Source organism: Pseudoalteromonas sp. Ld20 (assembly GCF_045064175.1).
Classification (GTDB): Bacteria; Pseudomonadota; Gammaproteobacteria; order Enterobacterales; family Alteromonadaceae; genus Pseudoalteromonas; species Pseudoalteromonas neustonica.
The window spans coordinates 1-24281 of sequence record NZ_JBISHB010000041.1; the positions used below are offsets into that span (position 1 = coordinate 1).

The following is a 24281-nucleotide window of genomic DNA, read 5'->3' on the forward strand; positions in this document are numbered from 1 at the left end:
CGTCAGCAAAGTAGCAAGCTACTCTCTGTTACCGCTCGACTTGCATGTGTTAGGCCTGCCGCCAGCGTTCAATCTGAGCCATGATCAAACTCTTCAATTAAAAGTTTTTTCTGTTCTCATCCAATAAGGAATGAAGAACCTGCTCAATGAATTCTGAATTTATTTAATATCTTTCGATATTGAATTGACTGTGCCGAATAATTATTAAAAATAACTATTCTGTTGGTCACTCAGTTTCTCTTTCGAGAAATCATATTGAGACTCTAATTTTTTTGCCTTGCTTAGTAAACTAAGTTCGGCTGTTAGAACTCAATCTGTACGAGTGCCCACACAGATGATTGCTTTATATTGTTAAAGAACGTTGCGATTAAAGCGCTTTGCTTTATCTCGCTAGGGCTGCGCATGTTACGCTTTCCTATTTTTTTGTCAACACTTAAATTTAAACTTTATAAAAATTCAAACTCAAGTTTTACTCGACTCACTGATTAACTCTTGCCTCGCTAAGCGTTGCGCTCTGCCGTCTCAGTGGGGTCGCATTATAGGGCGCGGCTGATTTTACGCAAGCGTTATTATCACTAATATTGCATTTATTTCGCTTTTGTAAGATACACAAAAGAAACTGACATGTTACCCACAAAAGCCTGTGGATAACGTAGCTTTTTTCATTGTTACACTAAACTATCTGCCTCGCTTATGATAAGTTGCCCGCTGTTTTTTTAACTCGTTCATTAGGCATATAACATGATAGATATAATAAATAGTATTAGTGGGCTGCTGTGGGGTCATATCCTTGTCTACTTATTAATAGCAGCTGGACTGTTCTTTACTATTAAACTCAAGTTTATTCAATTTGTGCAATTCCCACACATGATTAAAGTCATGTTCAATTCTCGCCAGTGCGATAAAGATGGTATTTCGTCATTTCAAGCTTTTTGTACTTCCCTCGCCGCCCGTGTTGGGACAGGTAATATGGCAGGTGTTGCTGTTGCACTTTATTTAGGCGGTGCAGGTGCTATTTTCTGGATGTGGCTAATTGCCTTAATAGGCATGGCAACAAGCTTCGCTGAAAGTACGTTGGCGCAGGCTTACAAGATTCGTGATGAACATGGTAATTTTAGAGGCGGCCCAGCTTATTATATGCAATATGGTTTGGGTAAACGCTGGATGGGTATCGTATTTTCTTTGTGCCTGATACTTGCCTTTGGTTTAGTGTTTAATGCAGTGCAATCAAACTCAATCGCTGCAGCTTTTGAAGTAGCCTTTGGTATTCCTAATTATGTTGTTGGCTTAATGTTAGTTGTTGGCTCTGGCATTATTATATTTGGTGGTCTGAAAACAATATCTCGCTTTGCCGAATTAGTTGTGCCATTTATGGCGTTAGCATATTTACTTGTTGCACTTTATGTATGTGCTATAAATGCACAAGAATTGCCCGCTGTATTTATGCGTATTATCAATAGTGCCTTTGGTATTGAACAAGCTGGTGCTGGTGCAATTGGCTATGGTGTAATGCAAGCAATGATCCAAGGTATCAAACGTGGCTTATTCTCAAATGAGGCTGGTATGGGTAGTGCTGCAAATGCAGCTGCCACCGCGACACCAAATCCCCCACACCCGGCTTCGCAAGGTTATGTACAAATGCTCGGTGTATTTATTGATACCGTTGTTATCTGTAGTGCAACAGCTGCTTTGATCCTTCTCTCAGATCAATTAGTTGCAGACTCTGGTGTAACTGGTATTGCATTAACACAAGCGGCACTTGAACAGCATGTGGGTAGTTGGGGTGCTATTTTTGTTGCCATCGCTATTTTATTCTTTGCTTTTACATCGATTGTCGCTAACTACTCGTACGCAGAAACTAACTTGATGTTCTTAGAGCACAATCATGCTCATGGCATGCTTATATTTCGCCTAATTGTGCTTGGCATGGTTATGTTTGGCTCAGTGAGTGAACTTGGCTTAATTTGGACGCTAGCTGATATATCAATGGGCTTAATGGCGATAGTAAATGTTATTGCACTATTTATGCTCTCTGGTGTTGTCTTTTGGCTAGCTAATGATTACACCGCTCAGCGTAAAGCAGGTAAACTACCAACGTTTGATCCTACTCAAAATAAAAAGCTTGATGAATCAATCCCTAAAGGGATTTGGCACAAGTAAAAAATCACACCAAAGTTTAATTTATTTAAACTTTGGTGTGTACCCAAGTCACCTCAAGATGCAGGGTTCAGCGTTTCACAGAGCTTACTATTGAGGCGTTACTTCGCAATAATGGCGGTTCCTTTAAGGGGTAGTTTAAAAGCAACGCTCATATCTTGATCGTGACTTGGGTATATTTCTCCTATCAAAAACACTCATTATTAGTTTTCAAATATTTAAAGACTGATAGTTACCATATCAGTATTACCCAACTCGTCTTGTACAATAATTTGTTGATCACCTTGTGCTGTCTCACTAAAAACATGAGTGGTCGTCTCATTTTCTAACGTTTGGTAGTGTTGTTTAGCGTTTATATACCAACTTTTACGTCCGCTTCCACCTACCGTTTTCAATATAATACTAGGTGGTTCGCCATTTACCCCAGATTTTCGATAAATGCTCTTGTTTTCTATACCAACAATTCTGAGTGTTGCGCTTGCAGATGGCAATGCACCTATACATTGTTTATCAAGCTTTGGAATGAGGGCTGCTCTGCGTTGGTTTTTAATAAGCCATGGTTCAAGTACTTTTGGCCAAAGCGCTACTTGTTTTGCGCGCTTACCCTTTATATTGCAATCTATTGATACCCGCTGTTGGTTGATTGGATTGAACCAATAGGTAAAAAGACCATTTTGCCATGCATCAGCATCTTCACGATGCCAAGTTGGCGGCACAACCTCATCGATTACCCACGCCTGATGCTTTTGCTGACAAAACATTTTTGTTTGATCAGAATATAATGTGCCTAATGGCCAACAAATATTTTTTGCCGTTACGTTATCCGGTTTTGATATGTTTACTGTATCAAGGTCCAAATTGTCAACCACTTTAAATAATAATGGCCCGGCAGTACTGCCACCATAATGACCAGGCATAGGTGTGCCATCAGGTCGACCGACCCATACGCCAATTGTATAGTGCTTATTCACTCCTATTGCCCATGAATCACGGTAACCATAGCTAGTGCCTGTTTTCCAGGCTATTTTTTTAGTTTCATACATAGAGGCCAAAGTATGAATACTACCTGGGCGGCTAATCCCTGATAAAATAGCTTGGATCACCCACGCACTTGCAGGCGATAATAAACGCCGTGTTGATTTTGGTTGTGCTAACTCATGCTGTAAATAACGTAGTTGGTGCACCTGTCCTTCATTTGCCAATGCACTGTATTGTTGAACTAAGCCTTCTAGTGACGTTCCTCCCCCTCCCAATATGACTGATAAATTAGGCTCATTGTGAGGAATAGACAGTGCTAATCCCGCATTATCTAATTGGCTAACAAAGCGGTTCACGCCATAACGCTGCAATAGGTCAACCGCGGGGATATTTAAAGAACGTTGCAATGCACTAAGCACCGATACTGGCCCATTAAAACCACCACTGAAATTTGCAGGACGATAGTGTGCATTATTTCTAGGAGTGTCTGCTAATAATGAATGCGAATGGATTAAACCATCGTCTAACGCTAAGCCATACAAAAAAGGTTTAAGTGTGGAGCCTGGCGATCGAATAGCTTGGATCATATCTATGTAACCAAAACGTTTTGTATTAGCAAAATCAGCAGTCCCTATATACGCTTTAACCGCCGAAGTACGGTTATCCACGACCAAAATAGCTGCAGAACTTCGCGTTGGTAATTGTGTAATGTAGTTTGTAATTAAGTCATGTAAGTTTTGCTGTAACTCTCCATTAATTGTGCTTTTAATGATCAATTGTTTTGGGTGTTGATTTAATAATCGTCTTGCAAACAAAGGGGCTAATTGCGGTGATTTAAAGCGACTGCTATAAACATGCTCTAATTTTGCATCGTCAATGACGCTTTGCGGCCACACTTTAAACTCTGCAAGACGGTTGAGCACTTTATCACGTGCATGTTGCGCTGCTTGGTTATGTAAGTCGGGGCGATACCGTGTGGGCGCTTGTGGTAATACTGCCAATAATGCAGCTTCTGCGTGTGTTAACGCTTGCGCTGATTTATTTAAATAACTATAACTGGCGGCTTCCACGCCCTCTATTGTGCCACCAAAAGGGGCGTTATTAAGATACAGTTGTAGTATTTGTGGTTTAGTTAAATGCCATTCAAGCTGTAATGTTCGCAATACCTGTTGTAGCTTTCCCCAAATACTACGTGAATGAGGGTGCAATATTCTCGCAACTTGCATTGACAGTGTTGAACCTCCTGAAATAATTCGCCCTTGTGTAATATTTTGATAAGTAGCGCGTAATACTGAAAATGGATTAACGCCATGATGATACCAAAACCAGCGATCTTCATAGTTTATTAAAGCTTCAATATATAGCGGTGAAACTTGCTGCAACGATATTGGGTAACGCCATATCCCATTATCGTCAGCAAAAGTACGTAATGGTCTATTGTTTTCATCGACCACAACGCGTGCAAATTGTTTTGCACGCGTTTTACTTATCGGTGTAATTGAATTGGTTGTAACCGCCATACTGTAAGTCCCTTGCGGTAGCTTAAGTGGATATAAATAATCCAACAGCAAAGCACTTATTGACAACAACAAAACACACCAAAAAATGAGCGCAGCAGCAGAGCCTGCGATTATTTTTTTTACGCTAAAGCGACTAATAAAAATTTACAAACCCTCTTTTTCGTTAGCTTAATTCTCACTACTTTGCTGTACTTGGTTGACTGATAGTAATGTCATTCGTCGCCTTACCGACGCCTCGTAGTTCTGGCCTATACATGTCTTCTACAAATGATGATGGCACTTTATATATGCCCGGCGTTACCGCCCTAACTAAATAAAATAATTGTGCTGTACGGCCTTTATATAATTCAAGTGCCACTACAAACCGATCATCTCTGTATTCTTGGTGTTTAACTGGGTTTTGCTGTTGCCATTGTGTAATGCTTTGCCCGTCTATTACTATTTCATCAAGCTTAATTGCATGGGCTAGGTTTTGATTTTCGAGCTCAAAACCAGCAGGTAGTAATTCAACAACCATGGCATCAGGTGTTCTTTGATCGGCATTCACTGTTAAATTAACTAAAAATAGCTCTCCCACCTTCACTTCATTAACTTTTACTTCTTGCCCTTTTACATTAAGCCAACGACGCCCAATAGCTATTCCATTCGTACTTTGCACAGGGGCTTTTTTACCATAACCGCTGATATTGATCGTCGCTAATAATGGCTCTTCATTTTTAGACATTACTGTAACCGAGTGCTGTAAATTTTCCGCTGTTAAGGCCTGTTTAAATACCGTTTTTTGCTGCAGAGTATGCTCATTGGCTGTCAGCGTGTCTTTCTTTGAGTTAGCACTCCCTAAAATTAGCTGTGCTGACCACAATGTGTTGTTATTTATTTGCAGCGACAAGCCCGCTAAAAATAATGCATTACGCTCTTGTGTGCTGTAATACGTTCGTTGATTTAGTAAATCGGCTAATTTAAAACTAAGTGCAATTGCTTTTTGTTGATGCTGGGCGTGTTGCTGATGTTTGATCATTAAATGAATCATCATCGCTAAATCTCGTATTTGACTTCCATAATCACTTAAGTAGTGTTCTCTTTTCGTGGGTATATTATTTAAAGCGCGAATGAATAGCGCATCACTGCGTTTTTTGTCACCCATATTAGCCAAAGCAATGGCTAGGTGCACTTGTGGTAATCCGCTTTTCGCGTCATCCGCTTGATTTTTAGCAAGACTACGCAGAGTTCCCAATGGCGCTTGGTTCACACGTGATAGAACATATGCTGCATAGGCTTTGTAAGCAAAATTACTATGCTTGGGATCATCGCTCCAAGGTTCATTGTAAAAGCTGCCGCTACGTGCAATATAGCGCTGAAGTCGTGAAAGCGTTTTACTTAAGAGTGTTTCGGGTACATTTACACCCATTTCTCGCGCATTGAGTAAAAAATCTCCCACATACGCAGTTAACCAATATTCTTCTGTTGACTTATTACTCCATAAGCCATAACCGCCATTACTGAGCTGCAAAGTAGCTAAACGGTCAATACCTTGGTTTATCATGGCTAAGCGCTCTTGCTCACTCACACCTTTAATACCCATTAATATTTGTTTCTCTGGGCTGGCAAAAATAAGTGGATAAGCACGGCTACTGGTTTGCTCTAGGCAACCGTAAGGATATTGCATCAGATGTGTTAGCTGATTTTGTAGGTTTATGCCTGCGCGATTAAAAATAGATACGCTGGCCTGCACGGTGTCTAAAATAAGCTCATCAGTTATGCGCTTATCTAGTTCCAGCTTTTCACCCTGTAATAATACTTTTTGAACTTTGGTATGTGTTGCACTATAGCTGGGCCGTGCTCCTAATTGCCATTGCCGTTGTACACTTTCTTCAAGCGCATCACCTTTAACCATCACATTAAAATAGGCGTTGCCAATCGGGCTTTCAGCATCAACTCGGTACGTTAATGTGGTTTTTTCTCCATTAAGTAGCCTAATATCTTTATCATTAGTAAATGGCTTTACTGCTCCATTTGCTTCAAAGCTAACGGCTAGTGTTTGTTCTACACCACTGAGGTTAGTAACATCTAGGGCAATCGTTGTGCTATCACCCATCGCTAAAAAACGTGGCATTGCAATTTGCGTAACGACTGGTGCTGCAATGGTTACTTCTTGCTCGGCACTACCAAATTCATTATCTGAAAAAGCTAAAACCATTAATTTTAAGCGTCCATTAAAATCCGGGATCGCTAAGTCTACATTTGCTTCACCTTGTTGATTCAAAGCCACTAAGCCGCTGAATAAAGAAACAATATTTACCTCTGATTGTGGAGCCTTTCCACCTCGCGTTAGGTCTGTATCGCCACCAAAACGTAAATTCGCTTTATCTGATTGACTAACTTCGATTACTTTATCGTACACATCTCGTGCATCAACGTTATAGCGACGTTGCCCAAAGAATGCATCAAACGGATCTGGGGTTGCAAAATCCGTTATACTCAGCACTCCAACATCCACAGCAGCCAAGGTAATAAAAGCGTGTTTAGATTTATTATCTGCCGCCTGCTTAACGTTAATTTTAACGGGTAAATTTTTGTTTGGAAGTGCTTTTTCGGCTACATCGAAGGTAATATCAAGTTGCTGTGACTCTCTGTCTAAGGGTAAATGCACTAAACCAAAGCTGCGTTTTGGCGTCAAACTTTGCTCATTGCTGCCCGCTTGCAACACAACAGCACTAATATAAAGGTTGTGTTGTTGCCATTCTTTCGAAAAAGGTATTTCAACGACTGCACCTTCACTTGAAATAGACACTCGCTTCATCCAAAGTGGCTCATCACCTTCAACCATAATGATAGCTTCGCCTGCTTCTGGCGGAATTACATTCACTTTTATTGTATCACCTACGCTATACGCAGCTTTATCAAGCGCCATCGTTATTTTATCTGGTTGCGCGGCACCACTGCCGGCTTGTGCCGCTTGCCAATCTTCATACCAATTTGTACCCGCGTAAAATTGCATGCTAGAAAACAGGTTATTTGCGGGATCTTTTACTTCTAAACGATAACGTCCCCACTCAACTGGAAACCGTACTTGAGCTGTTTTACCGGCTTCAATATCTATTGACTGAGTAAGCTCAACAAACTCGTTGTCATCCCATTGGTAATGCCACCCTTCACTTTGCGTATATACCCAAAAATAACGGCGATCTTCTCTTATCAGCTTAATATCTAAATTAGTCGCTATATGCTTTTCACCATCAAGTGAGGCATTAACAATCTCAAAGCTGACTTTAGAGTTAGCTTCTGGGTTACGTTCACCAAAGCTACTACGAATGCCGAGCATCGTATTTTCTGGCCATACTAATCCTGAATAAGCCCGCGATACAGGACGCCCCCCTGATTCATACAAGCTACTAATAAACTGAACTCGCAGTGGGCTTTTTAACGTTGAAAAATCAGCGTTATAAACCAGCTTTCCTTGTCCTTTATTATCAAGTTCAACATCCGTTAAATCATTACGGGTATTAAAAGCAGTCTCTTGAATGTTACCAAATTCAAATTCTGGTAATGCTAATACAGGCCTACGCCACTGGGCTATATTTACTTGTGTTGATAAACGATTACCCGAAGCTGGAGCTCCGTATAAGTACTCGCCTAAAACAGGCAGAGTAAGTGTTTGATGTTTGTTAACAACAAGACGTTTTAATTCACTCTGAGGGTTAAAGGTTAATTTTAAACGTTCAGGTAAAAACTCTTCGACTTTAAAATTAAAAATAAATACCGATTTATCTACACTGGATACTTCAAATTGCCAGCTACCCACTTGAGCATCACGAGGAATTGACCATGCTTTATTGTAATAGTTACTTGCATCCCCCGCCCATTTAAACGTTTTAACATGCGTACCATCAGGACTCTTAATGACTGCTGATAAAATACTTGTTGGCGTTAAACGCCCATCTTTATCTCGAAGTAGTGCATTAAAGTCAATGACTTCGCCAGGTCGATATAAGTCTCTTGGAGCGTAAATAAATAATTCTTGCTCTGTGTTAGGCCGCAGGCCAATATCAAATTGAGATAAATCTAGCGCTGGTTTATTTATTTCAATCACAGAATAATGATCGCCCATCTTAGCGCTGATCAGAGATGCTGCATTGAGGTTAGTCACAAAAGAAGCCTGTCCATCAGGGGATGTTAAACTTTGTTGTAGTATTTCGCCTTCATTATTAAGTAGGCTTACTTCAACATCTTGCATTGGTTTGCCAGATTTAAGCGATGAAGTGTGAACGTCAATTTGGTTATTATAAAAACGCGCATGCATGCCAATATCAGTTACGCTAAACCACATCATTTGATGCTGCTCATATCCGCCCGCTTTCACCATGACTGCAAGGTAAATACCTGCAGGTTCTAACGCTTTAATACCATCAATATTAATACTGCGTTTTACACGGGTATTTTTTGGTGCATTTAATTCGTACCTTGCTGTATAAGCTAATTCACCAAATTGTGTGATTCGCTCTATACCCCAATAATAGCGTTGATTTGATATTTCATTCAAAAATGATTGGCTGTCTTTTTCATTGATTTTGTAAAAATTAATATCAACGGCACGCGTATTTACACTCACAACAGGGAGACCATTTCCTAAGCCTTTCGTAAGAAACGCCCCTGTAGTGTCAAAATTAATGCTTGCGGTAAGTTTATTCGTTGTAACTTGGGTACTGTAAGTTTGACTTAAACGTTCCCCATTAGCTGCAACCAATCCTTGATATACCGTAATATCATAGCTCTTTTGTGGCTCTACATACGGGAACCAAATTGTTTTTCCTGAATTAGACAGCACCCAAGCTCCATCCGCCACACCTTCTTTTTTATTACTAATATTAAAGTATTTTTGGTGGTTGTCTGCTGGGTTTAGTGGCACAGATAAAGTAACCGCAATTGAGTTTTTTCCATCTCGGCTTCGTTCTGATACATCAAGCACAGTTAAAGGTGTATTTGCGTAATCTTGTTTTACTTGCGCTAAATTAAAGGAAGGATCGTTTAGTGGTGAATTTTGTGCTTTTGTAGCGCTGCTTGTTACACTGCGCGTTGGTTCTGAATCATCATCATTGCAGCCAACTAAAATAAATAGCAGCATTAATGTGAGCGCGTAGGAAACTGAATGACTTACTTTCATAAATATCCTTATAGACCACGATCACATGAATGATGTGGTAATAAAAACTACTCGTTGGTAATTTAAAATCAATGAGATCTAGGATAACAATTTGAAGTAATAACTAAAAGTATTAAGAGATAAGATTAAGATAAATAAGATTTATATAAACTATTTTTAACTTGTAATATTAAGTTAAAGCAATCTATAAAAGATAGATTGGTGCCCGAGGCCGGACTTGAACCGGCACGACTTGTTAGTCGAGGGATTTTAAATCCCTTGTGTCTACCAATTCCACCACTCGGGCATCGAGTTTGCTAATTAAAGCGTGTGGATTAAATTATATGGAGGCGGAACCCGGAGTCGAACCGAGGTAAACGGATTTGCAATCCGGTGCATGGCCACTCTGCCATTCCGCCTAAATGTTTCCAAATAATTTGGAGCGGTACACGAGGCTCGAACTCGTGACCTCGACCTTGGCAAGGTCGCGCTCTACCAACTGAGCTAGTACCGCAAAACTATTTTTATCTTCTTTAAATTACCTTGGTAAAATAATTTAAAGTGGTGCCCGAGGCCGGACTTGAACCGGCACGACTTGTTAGTCGAGGGATTTTAAATCCCTTGTGTCTACCAATTCCACCACTCGGGCATCGAGTTTGCTACTTAAAGCAAGTGGATAAAATTAATATGGAGCGGCACACGAGGCTCGAACTCGTGACCTCGACCTTGGCAAGGTCGCGCTCTACCAACTGAGCTAGTGCCGCATCATATTAATTCTAAATAAATCACATAAACTAATTTATGTAATACAATTTTTATAAGTTACATTTGGCGATATAACTAAACCACAAAGTGGTGCCCGAGGCCGGACTTGAACCGGCACGACTTGTTAGTCGAGGGATTTTAAATCCCTTGTGTCTACCAATTCCACCACTCGGGCATCGAGTTTGCTATTAAAAGCATGTGGAGTGTTGAAATGGAGGCGGAACCCGGAGTCGAACCGAGGTAAACGGATTTGCAATCCGGTGCATGGCCACTCTGCCATTCCGCCCCAACGCTGGGGTAAACCATTAAAATAAACTGGAGCGGCACACGAGGCTCGAACTCGTGACCTCGACCTTGGCAAGGTCGCGCTCTACCAACTGAGCTAGTGCCGCTTTGTTTATCTAGGGGGCTATGCCCTCTCAACACGGACGCATTCTACAGAGATTATTAAACGCGTCAATACAAAAAATGCTAGTTTTGAACTGTTTGCTTGTTTTTTATCTAAAATGGTGCGTTATTATACGTTTAGACTCAATTTTTAGTCAATTCACTCCACGCAGCAATCAAATATTGCAGCATAGAAGTCACCGTTAAAAGAGTTGCGATATAAAGTAAGCCATAACTTAGATACATCATCCAGCTATCGTACTGCCATGTTAAACCAATAATGGCTAACATTTGTGCTGCGGTCTTAAACTTACCCATATTAGATACAGCCACATTATCGCGCTTGCCTTGTTCAGCCATCCATTCGCGTAAAGCTGAAATAACTATTTCTCTACTTATAATAATCAAAGCAGGAATTGTCATATACATTGATTGATAATAGCTAGATAAGGCAACCAATGCGGTGCACACCATTACTTTATCAGCAACAGGATCTAAGAATGCGCCAAAGGGTGTTGATTGTTCAAGCTTGCGTGCTAAATAACCATCCAAAATATCTGTGATAGATGCGAGCCAAAAAATAAAGGCCGCAGCAAAGAAAGCCCATGAATAGGGCAAATAAAATACCACCAAAAAAATGGGGATAAGGAAAAGTCTAAAGGTTGTGAGTGTGTTTGGAATATTCCACATAACTACTTGGGGATGTCTTTTTTTCTATATTCGCACGAAGGGCTAGCCCTTGTCATGCAAATGGTTAAATATCTTCTCAGCCATGTCAGAGCTGATCCCGGGTACTTGCTTTAATTGATCTATATTAGCAGCTTTTACTCCCTGCATGCCCCCTAAAAATTTTAATAATGTTTGGCGTCGAACTGAGCCGACTCCACCTATTTCTTCTAATAATGATTGAGTGCGTTGTTTTTGGCGCTTATTACGGTGTCCTGCTATTGCAAAACGGTGCGATTCATCACGTATATGTTGAATTAAATGCAGTGCGGGTGCATCAGAATCCATCGGAATCGTTTTTCGGCCACCATCAATTAACAAGGTTTCTAGCCCCGGCTTTCGGCTAGTGCCTTTTGCAACACCGACTAGTAGCGGCATTTTGGTATGGGCCCAAGTTGAAAAGTACTGCTCTGCACGCGATAACTGACCTTTACCACCATCAATAAAAATTACATCTGGAATTTTTTCTTCATCTACCAGTTTGTTGTAACGTTTGTTAAGTGCAAACTCCATTGCTGCGTAGTCATCACCACCGGTGATACCCGTCACATTAAAACGCCGATACTCTTTATTGTTTGGCCCTTGCGAATCAAACACAACACAACTGGCGACAGTATTCTCACCCATGGTGTGGCTTATATCAAAGCACTCCATACGATTAATGTCATCTAAGCGCAAAGTAGCTTTGAGCTGTGCATAACGTTTATTAATTGAGTCTTGCGTACTTTGCTTAACGGTGATGCTATTGAGGGCATTTTTATTAGCTAATTGTAGGTATTGTGCTCGCTCTCCCCGAGTTACAACTTTTAAATTAACTTTACGCTCACTTACTTGACTTAATGCATCGCTAAGTACGTCTATTTCGTCAATCGCAAATGGCAGTATAACTTCTTTCGCAATACGCCCTGTTGCACCTGGCGCTAAATAATACTGCCCTAAAAATGAGGTTAAAATCTCTTGTTGCTGGGAGTCTTTTGGAACCTTTGGGAAGTAGGTTTTACTACCAAGAACTTTATGATCACGGATCATAAGCAAATGAATACCATTGAGTCCATTTAAGTGCGCAAAACCAACCACATCCATTTCAGCGTAATTTCCTGAAATGGATTGTTGTTCCTGCATTTTTCGCAGCAACATTATTTGATCACGTACTTTTGCAGCGAGTTCAAATTGTAATGCTTGGCTTGCGGTTTCCATTTTAGTAATTAAATCAGAAATAACTTCATGGGACTTGCCAGTCAAAAACTTGCGTACATAACTAACTTGCTGGCTGTATTCATCATCTGATACTTTATCTACACATGGCGCAGAGCAACGCTTTAGCTGATGTTGCAAACATGGTCGGCTGCGAACACGGTAATAAGCATCTTCACATTGTCGAACAGGAAATATTTTTTGCATTAAGCGCAGACTTTCAGATACAGCGCCGGCACTTGGGAATGGCCCAAAATATTCGCCCTTAACTTTGCGGCTTCCACGATGAAATGCAAGCCTTGGATGCTTGTGTGCTGTCAACAATATATAAGGGTAAGATTTATCGTCACGTAATAAAATGTTATAGCGAGGCTGGTATTTTTTTATTAAATTGTTTTCAAGCAATAACGCTTCGGTTTCAGTATTTGTCAACGTAATATCAATATTACAAATATTACTGACTAAGGCACGCGTTTTACTGTCTGTTACAGTGCTACGAAAATAGCTACTCACGCGTTTTTTTAAATTTTTAGCCTTGCCGACATAAATAACATTGTCGTCACTATCAAGCATCCTGTAAACACCAGGTTCACTTGATAGCGTTTTTAAGAAGTGGGCGTGATCAAATTCGGCCATAAAGCAGATTAGTGAGAGCTGTCTATATCAATCATTTTATGTCGAATAGCTAAGTGAGTTAACTCAACATCGCCACTAACATTAAGTTTTTCAAACATCCTGTAACGATAGCTGTTCACCGTTTTAGAACTTAAGTTAAGACGTTCAGCAATATCTTGTACTTTTTCCCCTTTTGTGATCATTAACATGATCTGCAGCTCTCGTTCAGATAAACACTGGAATGGATTTTCATCAGTACGGCCTGTTACTTGCGCTAACGCAATTTGTTGGGCTATTTCTGGTGCTATATACCGTTGTCCAGCATTAACTGCACGGATGGCATTAACCATTTCATCTGAGCCTGCGCCCTTGGTTAAAAAGCCATGTGCGCCAATTTGCATTACTTTACTTGGGAAAGGGTCTTCACAATTCACTGTAAGTACAATGATTTTGACATCAGGGCAGTAGCGACAGATTTTTTTGGTGGCTTCTAGACCGCCGATACCTGGCATATTCATGTCCATGAGCACTATATCAGGTGAGTGCTGACGGCAAAACTGCACAGCTTCTTCACCTGTTTTAGCTTCACCAACTACTTTGAACCCACGAACGTCATCAAGAATACGCCTGATACCCGTACGTATAAGCTCATGGTCATCAACTAAAAGTACGTTAATCAATGGAACACCCTCATATAACTAAACAGCATGTCATTGTGACAATTTAATTCGCCACATTAACACAGAAAAGATGAAACGATAACTCAAATATCGTTCCATTCAGCCCACGCTACGTAAAAATACTCACTTGAGTACTCTATGTAACGTGGTGGTAATTAACTTAAGAAGACGCTTTATCGCTAAAACGATCAACCCATAATGCAATAATACCATCACCTGTGACATTACAGGCTGTGCCAAAGCTATCTTGCGCTAAGTATAGGGCAATCATTAACGCGACTGCACCTTCATTAAAGCCAAGCATACTCGTTAATAAACCTAATGCAGCCATTACAGCGCCACCCGGTGCGCCTGGGGCTGCAATCATCACAACACCAAGCATCATAATAAATGGCAACATTCCAAATAGAGATGGCACATCCATATTTGGCGACAAAAACATAACTGCCATTGCACACGTCACAATCGTAATTGTCGAACCTGACAAATGGATAGTCGCACATAAAGGAACTGTGAAGTTAGCGACATCTTCTTTAACATTATTTGCTTTACTTGCACGTAAAGACACTGGAATCGTCGCAGCGCTAGACATCGTACCTAATGCAGTAAAATAAGCTGGCAGCATGTTTTTAATTAACTCAACTGGGTTACGCTTTAACAAAATACCCGTGCCTATATATAAAACGCTTAACCAAAGCCAATGCATTACTAATGCAGCTACAAGTACTACACCAAACGTTTGCAAGGTATCAACTACTGAACCAGCAACAGTCATTTCGGCAAATACACCCGCAATATAAAATGGCAGTGCAGGAATAATTACTTTTGCTAATAAAGCGTCTATTACATCGCGACCTTGATCTGATACTTTTCTAAGTGTTTCAAGTTGCAATTGACTCATACCAATACCAAATACAAAAGCAGTCGCAAGTGCGGTCATTACACCCATTAATGGAGGGATTTCTAAATCAATAAAACTGGCAACTTCAGTGGCCACTTCAGCTTCAAAAGTTAAACCGCCATCAAACAACGGAATAATCGCACTTACAGCCACAACAGCCAATGTTCCAGCAATAACAGTAGATCCATATGCAAAACCTACGGTTTTACCTAATAAATGGCCTGAACCTTTAGGTAAGCCGGCAATCCCTGATGCGATAAAAAATAAAATAATTAACGGGATAGTAAAGGTGATCAACTGACCAATTACTTCTTTTACAGTATAAAGGAGTTCTACACCTGTTAATGGTACATATAGACCCACTAAAATACCGGCCACTATACCGGCAATTAACTTTAAGATTAACGTCATCGTGATCACTTCATAAATTTAGATGCATAGGGTTTTATCATGTTTTAAAGGAGATGTGTCATAAAACCGCTCAAAAACAGTTTGTTTGTATAAAATAACATCGTTACACCATTGCAACATTCTTTCCTTATGTGTGTTGATTATAATTTAAAGATTTTTGCTCATTATGATCTAGTGCAACAAATTTCATATTAAGTTCCCTTATTTTTTTAGTCACTAAAACAAAGGCTGGTTTTATTTCATTCAAATATAAGCCGAATAGATATATCTTATAGCCAAACTTTACTTTTATTTTTTTCGTTGCACAGTAGAGTGTGGCTATTACGGTTGATTTATTAATATATCAACCCCCGATTGAATAAACAGCACCCAAGGGAACACAATGTCTACAATTTTTGAAGATAATTCACTCACTATCGGTAATACACCATTAGTAAAACTAAATCGTGTAACCACTGGTAATATTTTTGCCAAAATTGAATCACGTAACCCAAGCTTTAGTATTAAATGCCGTATAGGTGCATCAATGATTTGGGAAGCTGAAAAATCAGGTGAATTGACTAAAGATAAAGAACTTATTGAACCAACATCAGGTAATACAGGTATTGCACTTGCGTTTGTGGCAGCATCTCGTGGTTACAAGTTAACGCTGACTATGCCTAATACTATGAGCCTTGAACGCCGTAAGCTATTAAAAGCATTGGGCGCAAACCTTGTGCTAACTGATGGCGCAAAAGGGATGAATGGCGCAATTGAAAAAGCAAAAGAAATCCAAGCAAGTGATCCTACTAAGTTTATTTTGCTACAACAATTTGAAAACCCTGCAAATCCTAAAATTCACTTTGAAACGACTGGCCCTGAAATTTTTGAAGCAACAGACGGTAAAGTTGACTTTTTCGTTGCAGGTGTAGGCACTGGCGGTACAATTACGGGTGTAAGCCGTTATTTAAAACTTGAAAAAGGCCTAAATGTAAAATCAATTGCTGTAGAGCCAACTAACTCACCAGTAATTAGCCAAACCCTAGCAGGTGAAGAAATAAAGCCTGGTCCACATAAAATCCAAGGTATTGGTGCAGGTTTTATCCCTGGGAATTTAGACCTTGAAGTAATTGATGGTGCTGAACTTGTTTCTAACGAAGATGCAATTGCAATGGCCCATCAACTAATGAAAGATGAAGGTATTTTAGTGGGTATTTCATCTGGTGCAGCTGTAGTTGCAGCAAAACGTATTGCGGAATTACCTGAGAATGCTGGCAAAAATGTTGTCGTTATTTTACCAAGCGCAACAGAGCGTTACTTGTCTAGCCCATTATTTGCAGAAGAGTTTTCTGAGCAAGAACTTGTTCAGTAAACCAGTTTAATTTTAGAAAAGGTCTAGCCATTGTTAGGCCTTTTTTAATACCTACAGTAATCCTGACTGATTGCAATACTTCTCTTAGTACAACGACTCTTGAGTACTGTATTTTAACGGCTGAAACGTTTTTGCTCAGCATCTAAGTTCACATTAAGCGTTAGTAACTCGTTGCGCACCCATTGAGTATCAAGATATTGCTCCAAATGCATTTGCGCAAACTGTAAGAAGCTGCGTGCAGCATATGAAATATGCCGATCTGTACGTATTACAAAATACCAATGACTCGCCAAACTGACATCTGTTACGGTTAAAACTTTGAAACCAGCCTCTTGCGCAGGTAAAACATGACGCGACAATACCCCTATTCCCATTCCCGATGATACCGCGACTCTTATTGCCTCGTTACTTGCCATCTGTACCGTATTACTAAGTACAAGCCCACGTCTTTGCAGTTCGCTTTCAAACAACATTCGTGTGGCAGAGCCAGGCTCACGCAACAAAAACCGGTGCGATGCTAAATCAACAAGAGACAACTGCTCAGCATCCGCTAGAGGGTGATCTATTGGTGCAATAAATTCGAGTGGATTTTTTAAAAACCGAGCGGCCTGTGCATGCTCTAATGAAGGTGGGTGACTAAAAACATAAATATCATCTTCGCCGCGTTCAAAACGTGATAAAACTTCAGATCTATTACCTATTTCCAGCGGTAATTCAACATGTGGATGTAAGTTACTGTAAGGCCCGAGTAACTTAGGTAAGATATATTGAGCTGTATTGACCATCGCAATTTTACATCGCCCACGCTCGCCGCCTTTAATTTCGGACAGTAAATCACTATAGTCGTCAAAATGACCAAACACCTGCTGACATGTTCTAAATAATGCTAAACCCGCTTCTGTAACTTGCAGTTTTTGCTGTTTCATGTAGACCAATGGCTCTCCTACAGCCTCTTGTAAACGCTTTATTTGCAATGAAACTGTCGGCTGCGTTAAGTGTAAACGCCGTGCAGTTTCACTTATTGAGCCCGTTTTTACAACGCTCATAAAAACTTCAAGTAATCGAAATGAAATATGCCTGAGATCCATTATTACGCCTTGAATAAGTAATAAATATTAACCCATAGATAATATACTATACCTTCCTATTATTCATTTTATTATTTGCTATGCAAAGTTTTCTCTAGAATAGTCCTACTTCAAACCCACAGGAGAGAGTTGTGCCAGATATTGTTGTTATGTTTTTTGTTTTAGGATTAGTCGCCGGTGTCTTACGTTCGGATCTTACTATCCCTAAAGCAACATACGAGACACTGAGTTTATTATTAATGCTTACGATTGGCTTGAAAGGTGGCATGGTACTGCATGGTAATTTAAGTTGGCAACTACTCCCCGAGATGGGCTCAGTTATGCTAATTGGCGCACTCATTCCATTAGCTCTTTACCCTATTTTAAAGTATGTAGTTAAGCTATCCGTCGCGAACAGCGCAAGTATTGCAGCCCATTACGGCTCAGTTAGCGCCGGTACTTTTGCGGTAGCCCTTGCCTACGCGGAATCTGCTCAACTCGCTGTTGGGGCAGAGGTAACTCTCTATTTAGTCATGTTAGAGCTTCCTGCAATTATAGTTGGCTTGCTACTTTATAGGCGCTTAGACAAACAACATAGCTCTGAAAATACATTATCACTCAAAGCTCTGTGGCATGAGACGCTAACTAATAAGAGCGTTATTCTACTGGTAGGTGGTGTGATAATCGGTATGATGTACGGTACACAGCAGGGCAGCCAAGTAACGGGGTTATTAACAAATAGCTTTAAAGTCGTACTTGCTCTATTTTTGCTAGAAATGGGTTTAACAGCGGCACAAACATTACGTCCTATTCCTTGGCACCATTGGAAGCTGGCTTTTTTTGCCATCGTTACCCCGTTAGTATTAGGTGCCGTGGGTGTGACTGTTGGCACACTTTTAGAGTTAGAGCTTGGTTCGGTGGTTATTCTTGGAAGTTTAGTGGCCAGCGCTTCATATATTGCGGCTCCTGCTGCCATTAAAGCCGCGATACCGAAAGCAGATATTGGCCTTGCTATGCTAAGTTCACTCGGTGTTACCTTCCCGTTTAATGTACTTATCGGTATAGGTTTGTATCACCAGCTTGCCGTGGCGATGCAATAACCCACGTCATTCAGTTTAAAAGAAGCACCTAAGGTGCTTCTTTTGCCTGAAAAAATAAATCTCATGCTCTAGCTTACCTGGCCGATATATAAATAACACTTGCTTATACTCACTTTAAATTTGCTCAATATTATGGATAATATTAATAGAACGACCATGGCACTTAACATCAACTTATACGCTAAACAACGCGTATCGCCACAAATCACAGCCCAACAACCATCAATACAAAATGTAAGTTTGCCAAATAGTCACGTCTCTATTTCTGAGCAGGGAAAAGACAAGCTCAATCAAGAAAATAAACAGATAAATAAAACCGAATTAGGAGAAAGTATAGCCAAGCAGCTATATGACAATGCGCAACATGGCGTTGATAAAAAAGAGGACGAAACGAGTCAAGATCCAACCGATAGAATGATTGCTAAATTAAAAGAGCAAATAGCTGAGACACAAAAAGAGCTACAAAAACTGAGTGACGATGAATCTGAGCAAGCAGTAGAACAAAAGAAAATACTTCAAAATAAAATCATTGATTTAAATGGGCTACTGCTAAGTCTGATGGAAAAAAAACTTAAGAAATCTAAAACAACTTAATTACTAAAACAAGGTGTTAGCTTACAGCCATCATAAAAAAATATAGCCCGCAGGTAATAGAATACCTAACCCAATCCACAGTGATTTAACCCCTAGAGGAGAATATTTACCTTTAACCATAAATAAGCCACTCAAAGCGAGAAAAATCAGTAATCCGGCAAATATGTCAGAAAATATTACCCACGATTCTTTTGTTTCATTTAGGTGTAAGCGATTAAATGCTTGAAATATATGCCTTGCTTCAATGCGTTCATAAGTAATAGAGCTTGTGGCTAAATTCACACTTAGGTTATTACCATTTTTCAAAAACACTTTAAATTCATCTTTTGCAGACCAGTATGAAGCTTTTACTTCGACATTAGCTTCAACATGAGATAGCACCTGTAAAATTAACTCACTATCGTTTTCTTCATGCCACTGTGTGCCCGCTGCATCAATGTGTGTCACATCGACTCTATAATTGGGGTTCCAATCATCTTTATGGTTTACAGCGATCCCCGATACTGAAAAAATAAGAATCAAGCCAACACAAAAATAGCCTACATCACGGTGCAGACTACGATTTAATTTATACCAATTTGTGGTACTACTCAAGGATGTCTACCGCACTTGGATTTAATTGATAAATAGCCATTGGTTCCGTAACACTTCTTGGATCAAAATCGTCACCAGCTTTTTGAGCTCTGTGCGCCATAACAGTTTTTGTGCGCTCCAGGGTCAGTTCAATTTTTTTAAGTTCTCCCGTTGCAATTGCTTTGCGGCCTTTAGCAGTCATAGGAAACACCATGTCACCATCGTTGACTTTAATCCGTAAATTTTGAAAGCGCTGATCTGATGCCAATGACATCCAGCAACCTCTTTTTTCGCAAACACCTACAATTGTTCCTTCTATAGTAACGGGCGTGGCTAAATAATCATCCGGATCATTCATTATCGTTGAAATCTTGGTAATATTGCCCGCGTTGACCTCTCCACCAAAGTGAAGCGTGCCTGCTGATACGTTAAACGCAAATCCACTGAATAAAAGCACAGCACAAAAAATCGTTTTAGCCTTTTCAATCCAAATTTTCATTTAAAATTCCTTATCGACTTAAAATTTATAAACTAGCTAAAGTAATAAACACTTTATGCGCTTTACATATGCAGAACCCATCGCACTTTAATGCAAATAAAAACCATTTTCAATAAATTAACGATAGAATAATTACTCAGCGCTTTTATTTTTAAAAAGTTTACCGTTTTCTTCCCATTCAATTGCCCACTCATGAACCCTATAAAGTTTAATTTTTGCAGTTGTCATTGCAACACCAAACGCAACGGGAACTAAAAGGTAATATAAAGGGCCCAAACCGAGTAATATACATCCAATGATGTACACAAGTGCGCTAATAACACCGACTGATATACGGTGTTTAACTTTGTAAGTTCTACCCACGAAACGAGCAAAATAGCCTATAATCAAAGGGGATAAAAATAGCATAATCAGTAACAAACCTCCCATTTCCATAAATAAAAAATAAACCGCAATAGCCGGCAATGAGCCTGATAAAGCGCCTAAAAAAGCTAATTTTGGATTTGCATGCTCGTTAATTTCTGTAAAAGCAGCCTCCATTTCTTCAATCGAAAATCTCATTATTAAAATTACCTAATCATTCTTGACGAGTAAAAACACTTATTATTTCATGAGTTATTTTTATAGATAATTTTTTATGTCCCTTTAAAAAAAGCTTTTTGAACCACTAGACCAACTCTGGCCATTTAATTGCCATGCTGTTTTTACTATTTTTGCAGCTGAGTTCTTCATCGCCTTGATAGTTTTTGCATCCCCAAAACTGCCCTTTTGCACTGCTGCGTAGCACCATTTCAGCGTCGCATTTATCACACGTTGGCACTAAGTGATTACAGCGTGTATTTACACATAGTTTAAAACCCGTATAGCGACTTCGAGTCATGGGACTTTGACATTGTTCGCAGGGTTTTTCTGTATGTTCACAACGTGGATAGTGCGAACATGAATAAAACACACCAAACCGCCCTGTTTGTTTTTTTAATACACCGCCATTACAGCGCATACAGTTCATATCCTCGCCGTGGAGTTGATCCACCTCAGTGCTAAATTCATGCTGTTCTATGTCATGTTCAGCTATTAATTCAGTAACAAAACAGCTGGCATTGGCCATATCGGCGATAATATACGCACGATGTTTGGCTCGCGTTAGTGCTACGTAAAATAACCGCCGTTCTTCTGCATAAGTAAACGCTTCTTTCGCTGGTAATAAAGCCTCTAAAATTGCAGGTGTGGCTTTTTCACTCGGAAATCCATGCTTGCCTTTTTGTAACCCGATAATGATCACGTAATCAGCTTCTTTGCCTTTTGAGGCATGAAAAGTCTGCGATTGAATCTTTAACAATGGGTATTTAGCGTACATGGTTTGAATATCTGTCTTACTTGGCAGTTGGAACCAAAATCGCGCTAAAAAATACACCGTTGTTGGTTTGCATGTTTTAGTATGAATTGCATTAAGCACCTCATCAATCGCGCCATTTACAAGCTCAGGTATATCACTGTGATAATTACTTTTAAAAACAGCTGGCGCGTTACTTCCTCGCTTTAATAATGACACCGCTGACTGTGAAACGTGCGTTAAAGAAGTAATCGTTTTATTAAGCTGCGCTGGGTTTTTACTAATAAAGGCAGAGGCAACCTCGCCTATTTTATTATTAAAACGAAACGTGGTATCCAAGGTGGTTTGCGAGGTAAAACCAAAGTAGTTAGCAAACTCAGTGGTTAGCTTAATATCAGCCCCACTAAAACGATAAATTGCTTGCCAGTCATCGCCTACCGCAAATACCGAGCTACCTTTGAGGCTATCGCACAATGCTTTAACTAATCGGGCTCTTGCCTCAGATATATCCTGAAATTCATCAACCATAATATAACGCCAAGGCGATTTAAACTTACCTGCCTCTACATACTCAATTGCTTTGATAATCATATCTTCAAAGTCTATTTCGCCGCGCTGCTGCAAGTGAGCATTGTAGTGAGTGAGAATCGGCTTTAATAACGCTAGTGCCTGCGTTGTTTGCTTGACATCAAGCGAACGTTTAAGCACTTTCACTTCATCCGTAGCACTTAAATATGCGCCTTTATATAAGCTGAGTAATTGAGCAAATAATCCCGCTAATACAGTGACTCTCCCCGTCTCTTTTAAACTTTCAAGCAGTGATTCAACTGGCAGCATCTGAGTGTGCACGTTAACACTTTTTAGTGCCTGCTCAAGTTCACTTAACAACGCACCTTGTTTATGTTGCCCATAGGTCAGCGCTATACAGTGAGTGTTATTACTGGTATGGGTGGTGTTTTTCCAGTCCATTGCGTTGTGATATTGGGCTTTATCAATATACGAGGCGGTATTACCGGCCTCATCAATGCCATAATACTCAATGTATATATCGTACTCAGGTAAATAAAAGTCCGGCTTATATTGTCTACGATCAATAGTTTTAACCGCCACTTTGTAAGGCGCTTCGTATTGATAATCTATACCGTGATAAAAAAGCCAATTAGCAATGTAAAGCTCACCAAAGCTTTTTACTTTGTCACCTTTGAGGCTGCGGATATCATTATCATTTAAGTAGCTGTAATAATCACCTAAGGTTTTGAAATCAAATTCATTCTTTTCAACGTAATAATATTTACTAAAATAATCTAACACCAACTTACGGTACGTTGCACTCTTTTCAATCAGTGATTCAAAACATTGTTGCACCCATTTAGCTTTGGCTTTTTCGTCTTCAGCAAATACACTCATGCTAGGTTTAGCCTGTTCAACCTGTGAGATAATCATTAGGCCAACACTATGAAACGTCGCCGCTTTTATTTTATCCGTAGCAAGTTTTTGTTGAATACGTTCATCCATTTCATCTGCGGCTTTTCGGCCATACGCCAAAAGTAAAATATCACTGTAACGCGCCTGCTGGCTTTGCACTAAAAAACCAGCGCGCCCTATCATCACGCTGGTTTTACCTGTGCCAGCACCAGCCAATAACAAATTGTTATCGTCATCAATCACACAAGCATGTCTTTGTCTTAGCGTTAACGGGTTTGCTTCAATACAGTCAAAAAACTCGTGGTGTAATTTAAGTTGTTTGGTCACGTATTTTTGTTGCAAATAGTATGTAAGGGCATCATCCCAATGAGCATATTGCTCTAATACCTTTATTTTTTTATTGACTAATTCAAGGGCTGGACTGTTTTTAACCCACGGTAGCCATCGGCTGTGCTCTTGCAGCGCAAGCTGCTTAATGCGACTCACATGAGACTGGCGCAAATATCGCTGATTAACCAGTTTGGTTACTTTATTTAAAAAGGCATCAAGCTTTACTGTATTCGCATTAACCCAATATTGTTCACACTGTGCACGTATTGCCCTATGAGTGCCATACGCACGCATTGAAAAAGTGTAGCTGTGTTGCGCTGTAGTAAAGCGAACGGTTTGACCCAAAATGCCATATGCAAACGACAGCGGTGCAACCAGCTCATTCCAACTAATATGGATGATAGAGTTACCTTGACGAATAACGAGTGTATGTTGATCAAAGGCTAAGGAAGCTTGTTTCGAAAATAAACGCCCAAGCAGGCTAAATGCAATAGAATCCATTAACTGCTGAATTCCTAATTTAAAAGAGTCAATT

General features: G+C 39.9%; 15 protein-coding genes, 8 tRNA genes and 1 rRNA gene. 4 read left to right on the top strand and 20 right to left on the bottom strand.

Features of this window, described 5'->3' with window-relative positions; genetic code table 11:
* Nucleotides 1-100, bottom strand: a 16S ribosomal RNA gene (locus tag ACJJVX_RS15660); the annotation flags it as partial.
* Nucleotides 101-741: 641 nt separating this feature from the next.
* Between ACJJVX_RS15660 and ACJJVX_RS15665 the strand changes: the two genes are divergently transcribed.
* Nucleotides 742-2160 carry a sodium:alanine symporter family protein gene (locus tag ACJJVX_RS15665; protein ID WP_054205700.1) on the top strand — a complete coding sequence of 473 codons (1419 nt, stop codon included), beginning with the start codon at nucleotides 742-744 and terminating at the stop codon, nucleotides 2158-2160.
* A gap of 215 nt (nucleotides 2161-2375) precedes the next feature.
* On the opposite strand, the gene pbpC is transcribed toward ACJJVX_RS15665, so the two are convergent.
* The 14 genes from pbpC to ACJJVX_RS15735 form a co-directional block, all read right to left on the bottom strand.
* Entirely contained in the window at nucleotides 2376-4655 is a 2280-nt protein-coding gene (pbpC, locus tag ACJJVX_RS15670; RefSeq protein ID WP_054455555.1) for a penicillin-binding protein 1C, read from the bottom strand.
* 178 nt (nucleotides 4656-4833) lie between these two features.
* Complete coding sequence (locus ACJJVX_RS15675; protein ID WP_405632313.1) at nucleotides 4834-9816, bottom strand: MG2 domain-containing protein; 4983 nt, start codon at nucleotides 9814-9816, stop codon at nucleotides 4834-4836.
* Between the two features lie 199 nt (nucleotides 9817-10015).
* A tRNA-Leu gene (locus ACJJVX_RS15680) sits at nucleotides 10016-10102 on the bottom strand.
* Between the two features lie 38 nt (nucleotides 10103-10140).
* Nucleotides 10141-10214: transfer RNA gene (locus ACJJVX_RS15685), tRNA-Cys, on the bottom strand.
* Nucleotides 10215-10233: 19 nt separating this feature from the next.
* Nucleotides 10234-10309, bottom strand: a tRNA-Gly gene (locus tag ACJJVX_RS15690).
* A gap of 48 nt (nucleotides 10310-10357) precedes the next feature.
* A tRNA-Leu gene (locus tag ACJJVX_RS15695) sits at nucleotides 10358-10444 on the bottom strand.
* Between the two features lie 39 nt (nucleotides 10445-10483).
* A tRNA-Gly gene (locus ACJJVX_RS15700) sits at nucleotides 10484-10559 on the bottom strand.
* Between the two features lie 89 nt (nucleotides 10560-10648).
* A tRNA-Leu gene (locus ACJJVX_RS15705) sits at nucleotides 10649-10735 on the bottom strand.
* Nucleotides 10736-10772: 37 nt separating this feature from the next.
* Nucleotides 10773-10846, bottom strand: a tRNA-Cys gene (locus ACJJVX_RS15710).
* 30 nt (nucleotides 10847-10876) lie between these two features.
* A tRNA-Gly gene (locus ACJJVX_RS15715) sits at nucleotides 10877-10952 on the bottom strand.
* Between the two features lie 139 nt (nucleotides 10953-11091).
* Nucleotides 11092-11637 carry a CDP-diacylglycerol--glycerol-3-phosphate 3-phosphatidyltransferase gene (pgsA, locus tag ACJJVX_RS15720; RefSeq protein ID WP_054205697.1) on the bottom strand — a complete coding sequence of 182 codons (546 nt, stop codon included), beginning with the start codon at nucleotides 11635-11637 and terminating at the stop codon, nucleotides 11092-11094.
* A gap of 42 nt (nucleotides 11638-11679) precedes the next feature.
* Complete coding sequence (uvrC, locus tag ACJJVX_RS15725; RefSeq protein WP_054205696.1) at nucleotides 11680-13503, bottom strand: excinuclease ABC subunit UvrC; 1824 nt, start codon at nucleotides 13501-13503, stop codon at nucleotides 11680-11682.
* Between the two features lie 8 nt (nucleotides 13504-13511).
* A complete protein-coding gene (gene uvrY / locus ACJJVX_RS15730; RefSeq protein ID WP_054205695.1) occupies nucleotides 13512-14162 on the bottom strand; it encodes a UvrY/SirA/GacA family response regulator transcription factor in 651 nt (216 codons plus the stop codon).
* A 160-nt stretch (nucleotides 14163-14322) separates the two neighbouring features.
* On the bottom strand, nucleotides 14323-15474 hold the full coding sequence (locus ACJJVX_RS15735) for a dicarboxylate/amino acid:cation symporter (RefSeq protein WP_054205694.1): 1152 nt from the start codon (nucleotides 15472-15474) through the stop codon (nucleotides 14323-14325).
* Nucleotides 15475-15856: 382 nt separating this feature from the next.
* Between ACJJVX_RS15735 and cysK the strand changes: the two genes are divergently transcribed.
* Nucleotides 15857-16825: a cysteine synthase A gene (cysK, locus tag ACJJVX_RS15740; protein WP_054205693.1), complete on the top strand. Its 969-nt coding sequence runs from the start codon at nucleotides 15857-15859 to the stop codon at nucleotides 16823-16825.
* Between the two features lie 113 nt (nucleotides 16826-16938).
* Here the strand turns inward: cysK and ACJJVX_RS15745 are convergent, their stop codons facing one another.
* Complete coding sequence (locus ACJJVX_RS15745; RefSeq protein ID WP_405632317.1) at nucleotides 16939-17913, bottom strand: LysR family transcriptional regulator; 975 nt, start codon at nucleotides 17911-17913, stop codon at nucleotides 16939-16941.
* Nucleotides 17914-18044: 131 nt separating this feature from the next.
* On the opposite strand from ACJJVX_RS15745, the gene ACJJVX_RS15750 reads away from it, so the two are divergent.
* A complete protein-coding gene (locus tag ACJJVX_RS15750) occupies nucleotides 18045-18992 on the top strand; it encodes a sodium-dependent bicarbonate transport family permease (RefSeq protein ID WP_054205691.1) in 948 nt (315 codons plus the stop codon).
* A gap of 156 nt (nucleotides 18993-19148) precedes the next feature.
* On the top strand, nucleotides 19149-19586 hold the full coding sequence (locus tag ACJJVX_RS15755; protein WP_064436089.1) for a hypothetical protein: 438 nt from the start codon (nucleotides 19149-19151) through the stop codon (nucleotides 19584-19586).
* A gap of 30 nt (nucleotides 19587-19616) precedes the next feature.
* On the opposite strand, the gene ACJJVX_RS15760 is transcribed toward ACJJVX_RS15755, so the two are convergent.
* The 4 genes from ACJJVX_RS15760 to ACJJVX_RS15775 all read right to left on the bottom strand — a co-directional run bounded on the left by ACJJVX_RS15760 (nucleotide 19617) and on the right by ACJJVX_RS15775 (nucleotide 24247).
* The gene (locus tag ACJJVX_RS15760) at nucleotides 19617-20180 is read right to left on the bottom strand and encodes a PepSY-associated TM helix domain-containing protein (RefSeq protein WP_054205689.1); all 564 of its coding nucleotides are present in this window, start codon (nucleotides 20178-20180) and stop codon (nucleotides 19617-19619) included.
* Complete coding sequence (locus ACJJVX_RS15765) at nucleotides 20173-20658, bottom strand: DUF4920 domain-containing protein (protein ID WP_405632321.1); 486 nt, start codon at nucleotides 20656-20658, stop codon at nucleotides 20173-20175. Before ACJJVX_RS15765 ends, ACJJVX_RS15760 begins: the two co-directional genes overlap by 8 nt.
* A gap of 132 nt (nucleotides 20659-20790) precedes the next feature.
* Nucleotides 20791-21219: a hypothetical protein gene (locus ACJJVX_RS15770; RefSeq protein WP_405632324.1), complete on the bottom strand. Its 429-nt coding sequence runs from the start codon at nucleotides 21217-21219 to the stop codon at nucleotides 20791-20793.
* A gap of 106 nt (nucleotides 21220-21325) precedes the next feature.
* Nucleotides 21326-24247 (bottom strand): UvrD-helicase domain-containing protein, encoded by a 2922-nt coding sequence (locus tag ACJJVX_RS15775; RefSeq protein WP_405632327.1) that lies wholly within the window; start codon nucleotides 24245-24247, stop codon nucleotides 21326-21328.
* Nucleotides 24248-24281: the final 34 nt, after the last annotated feature.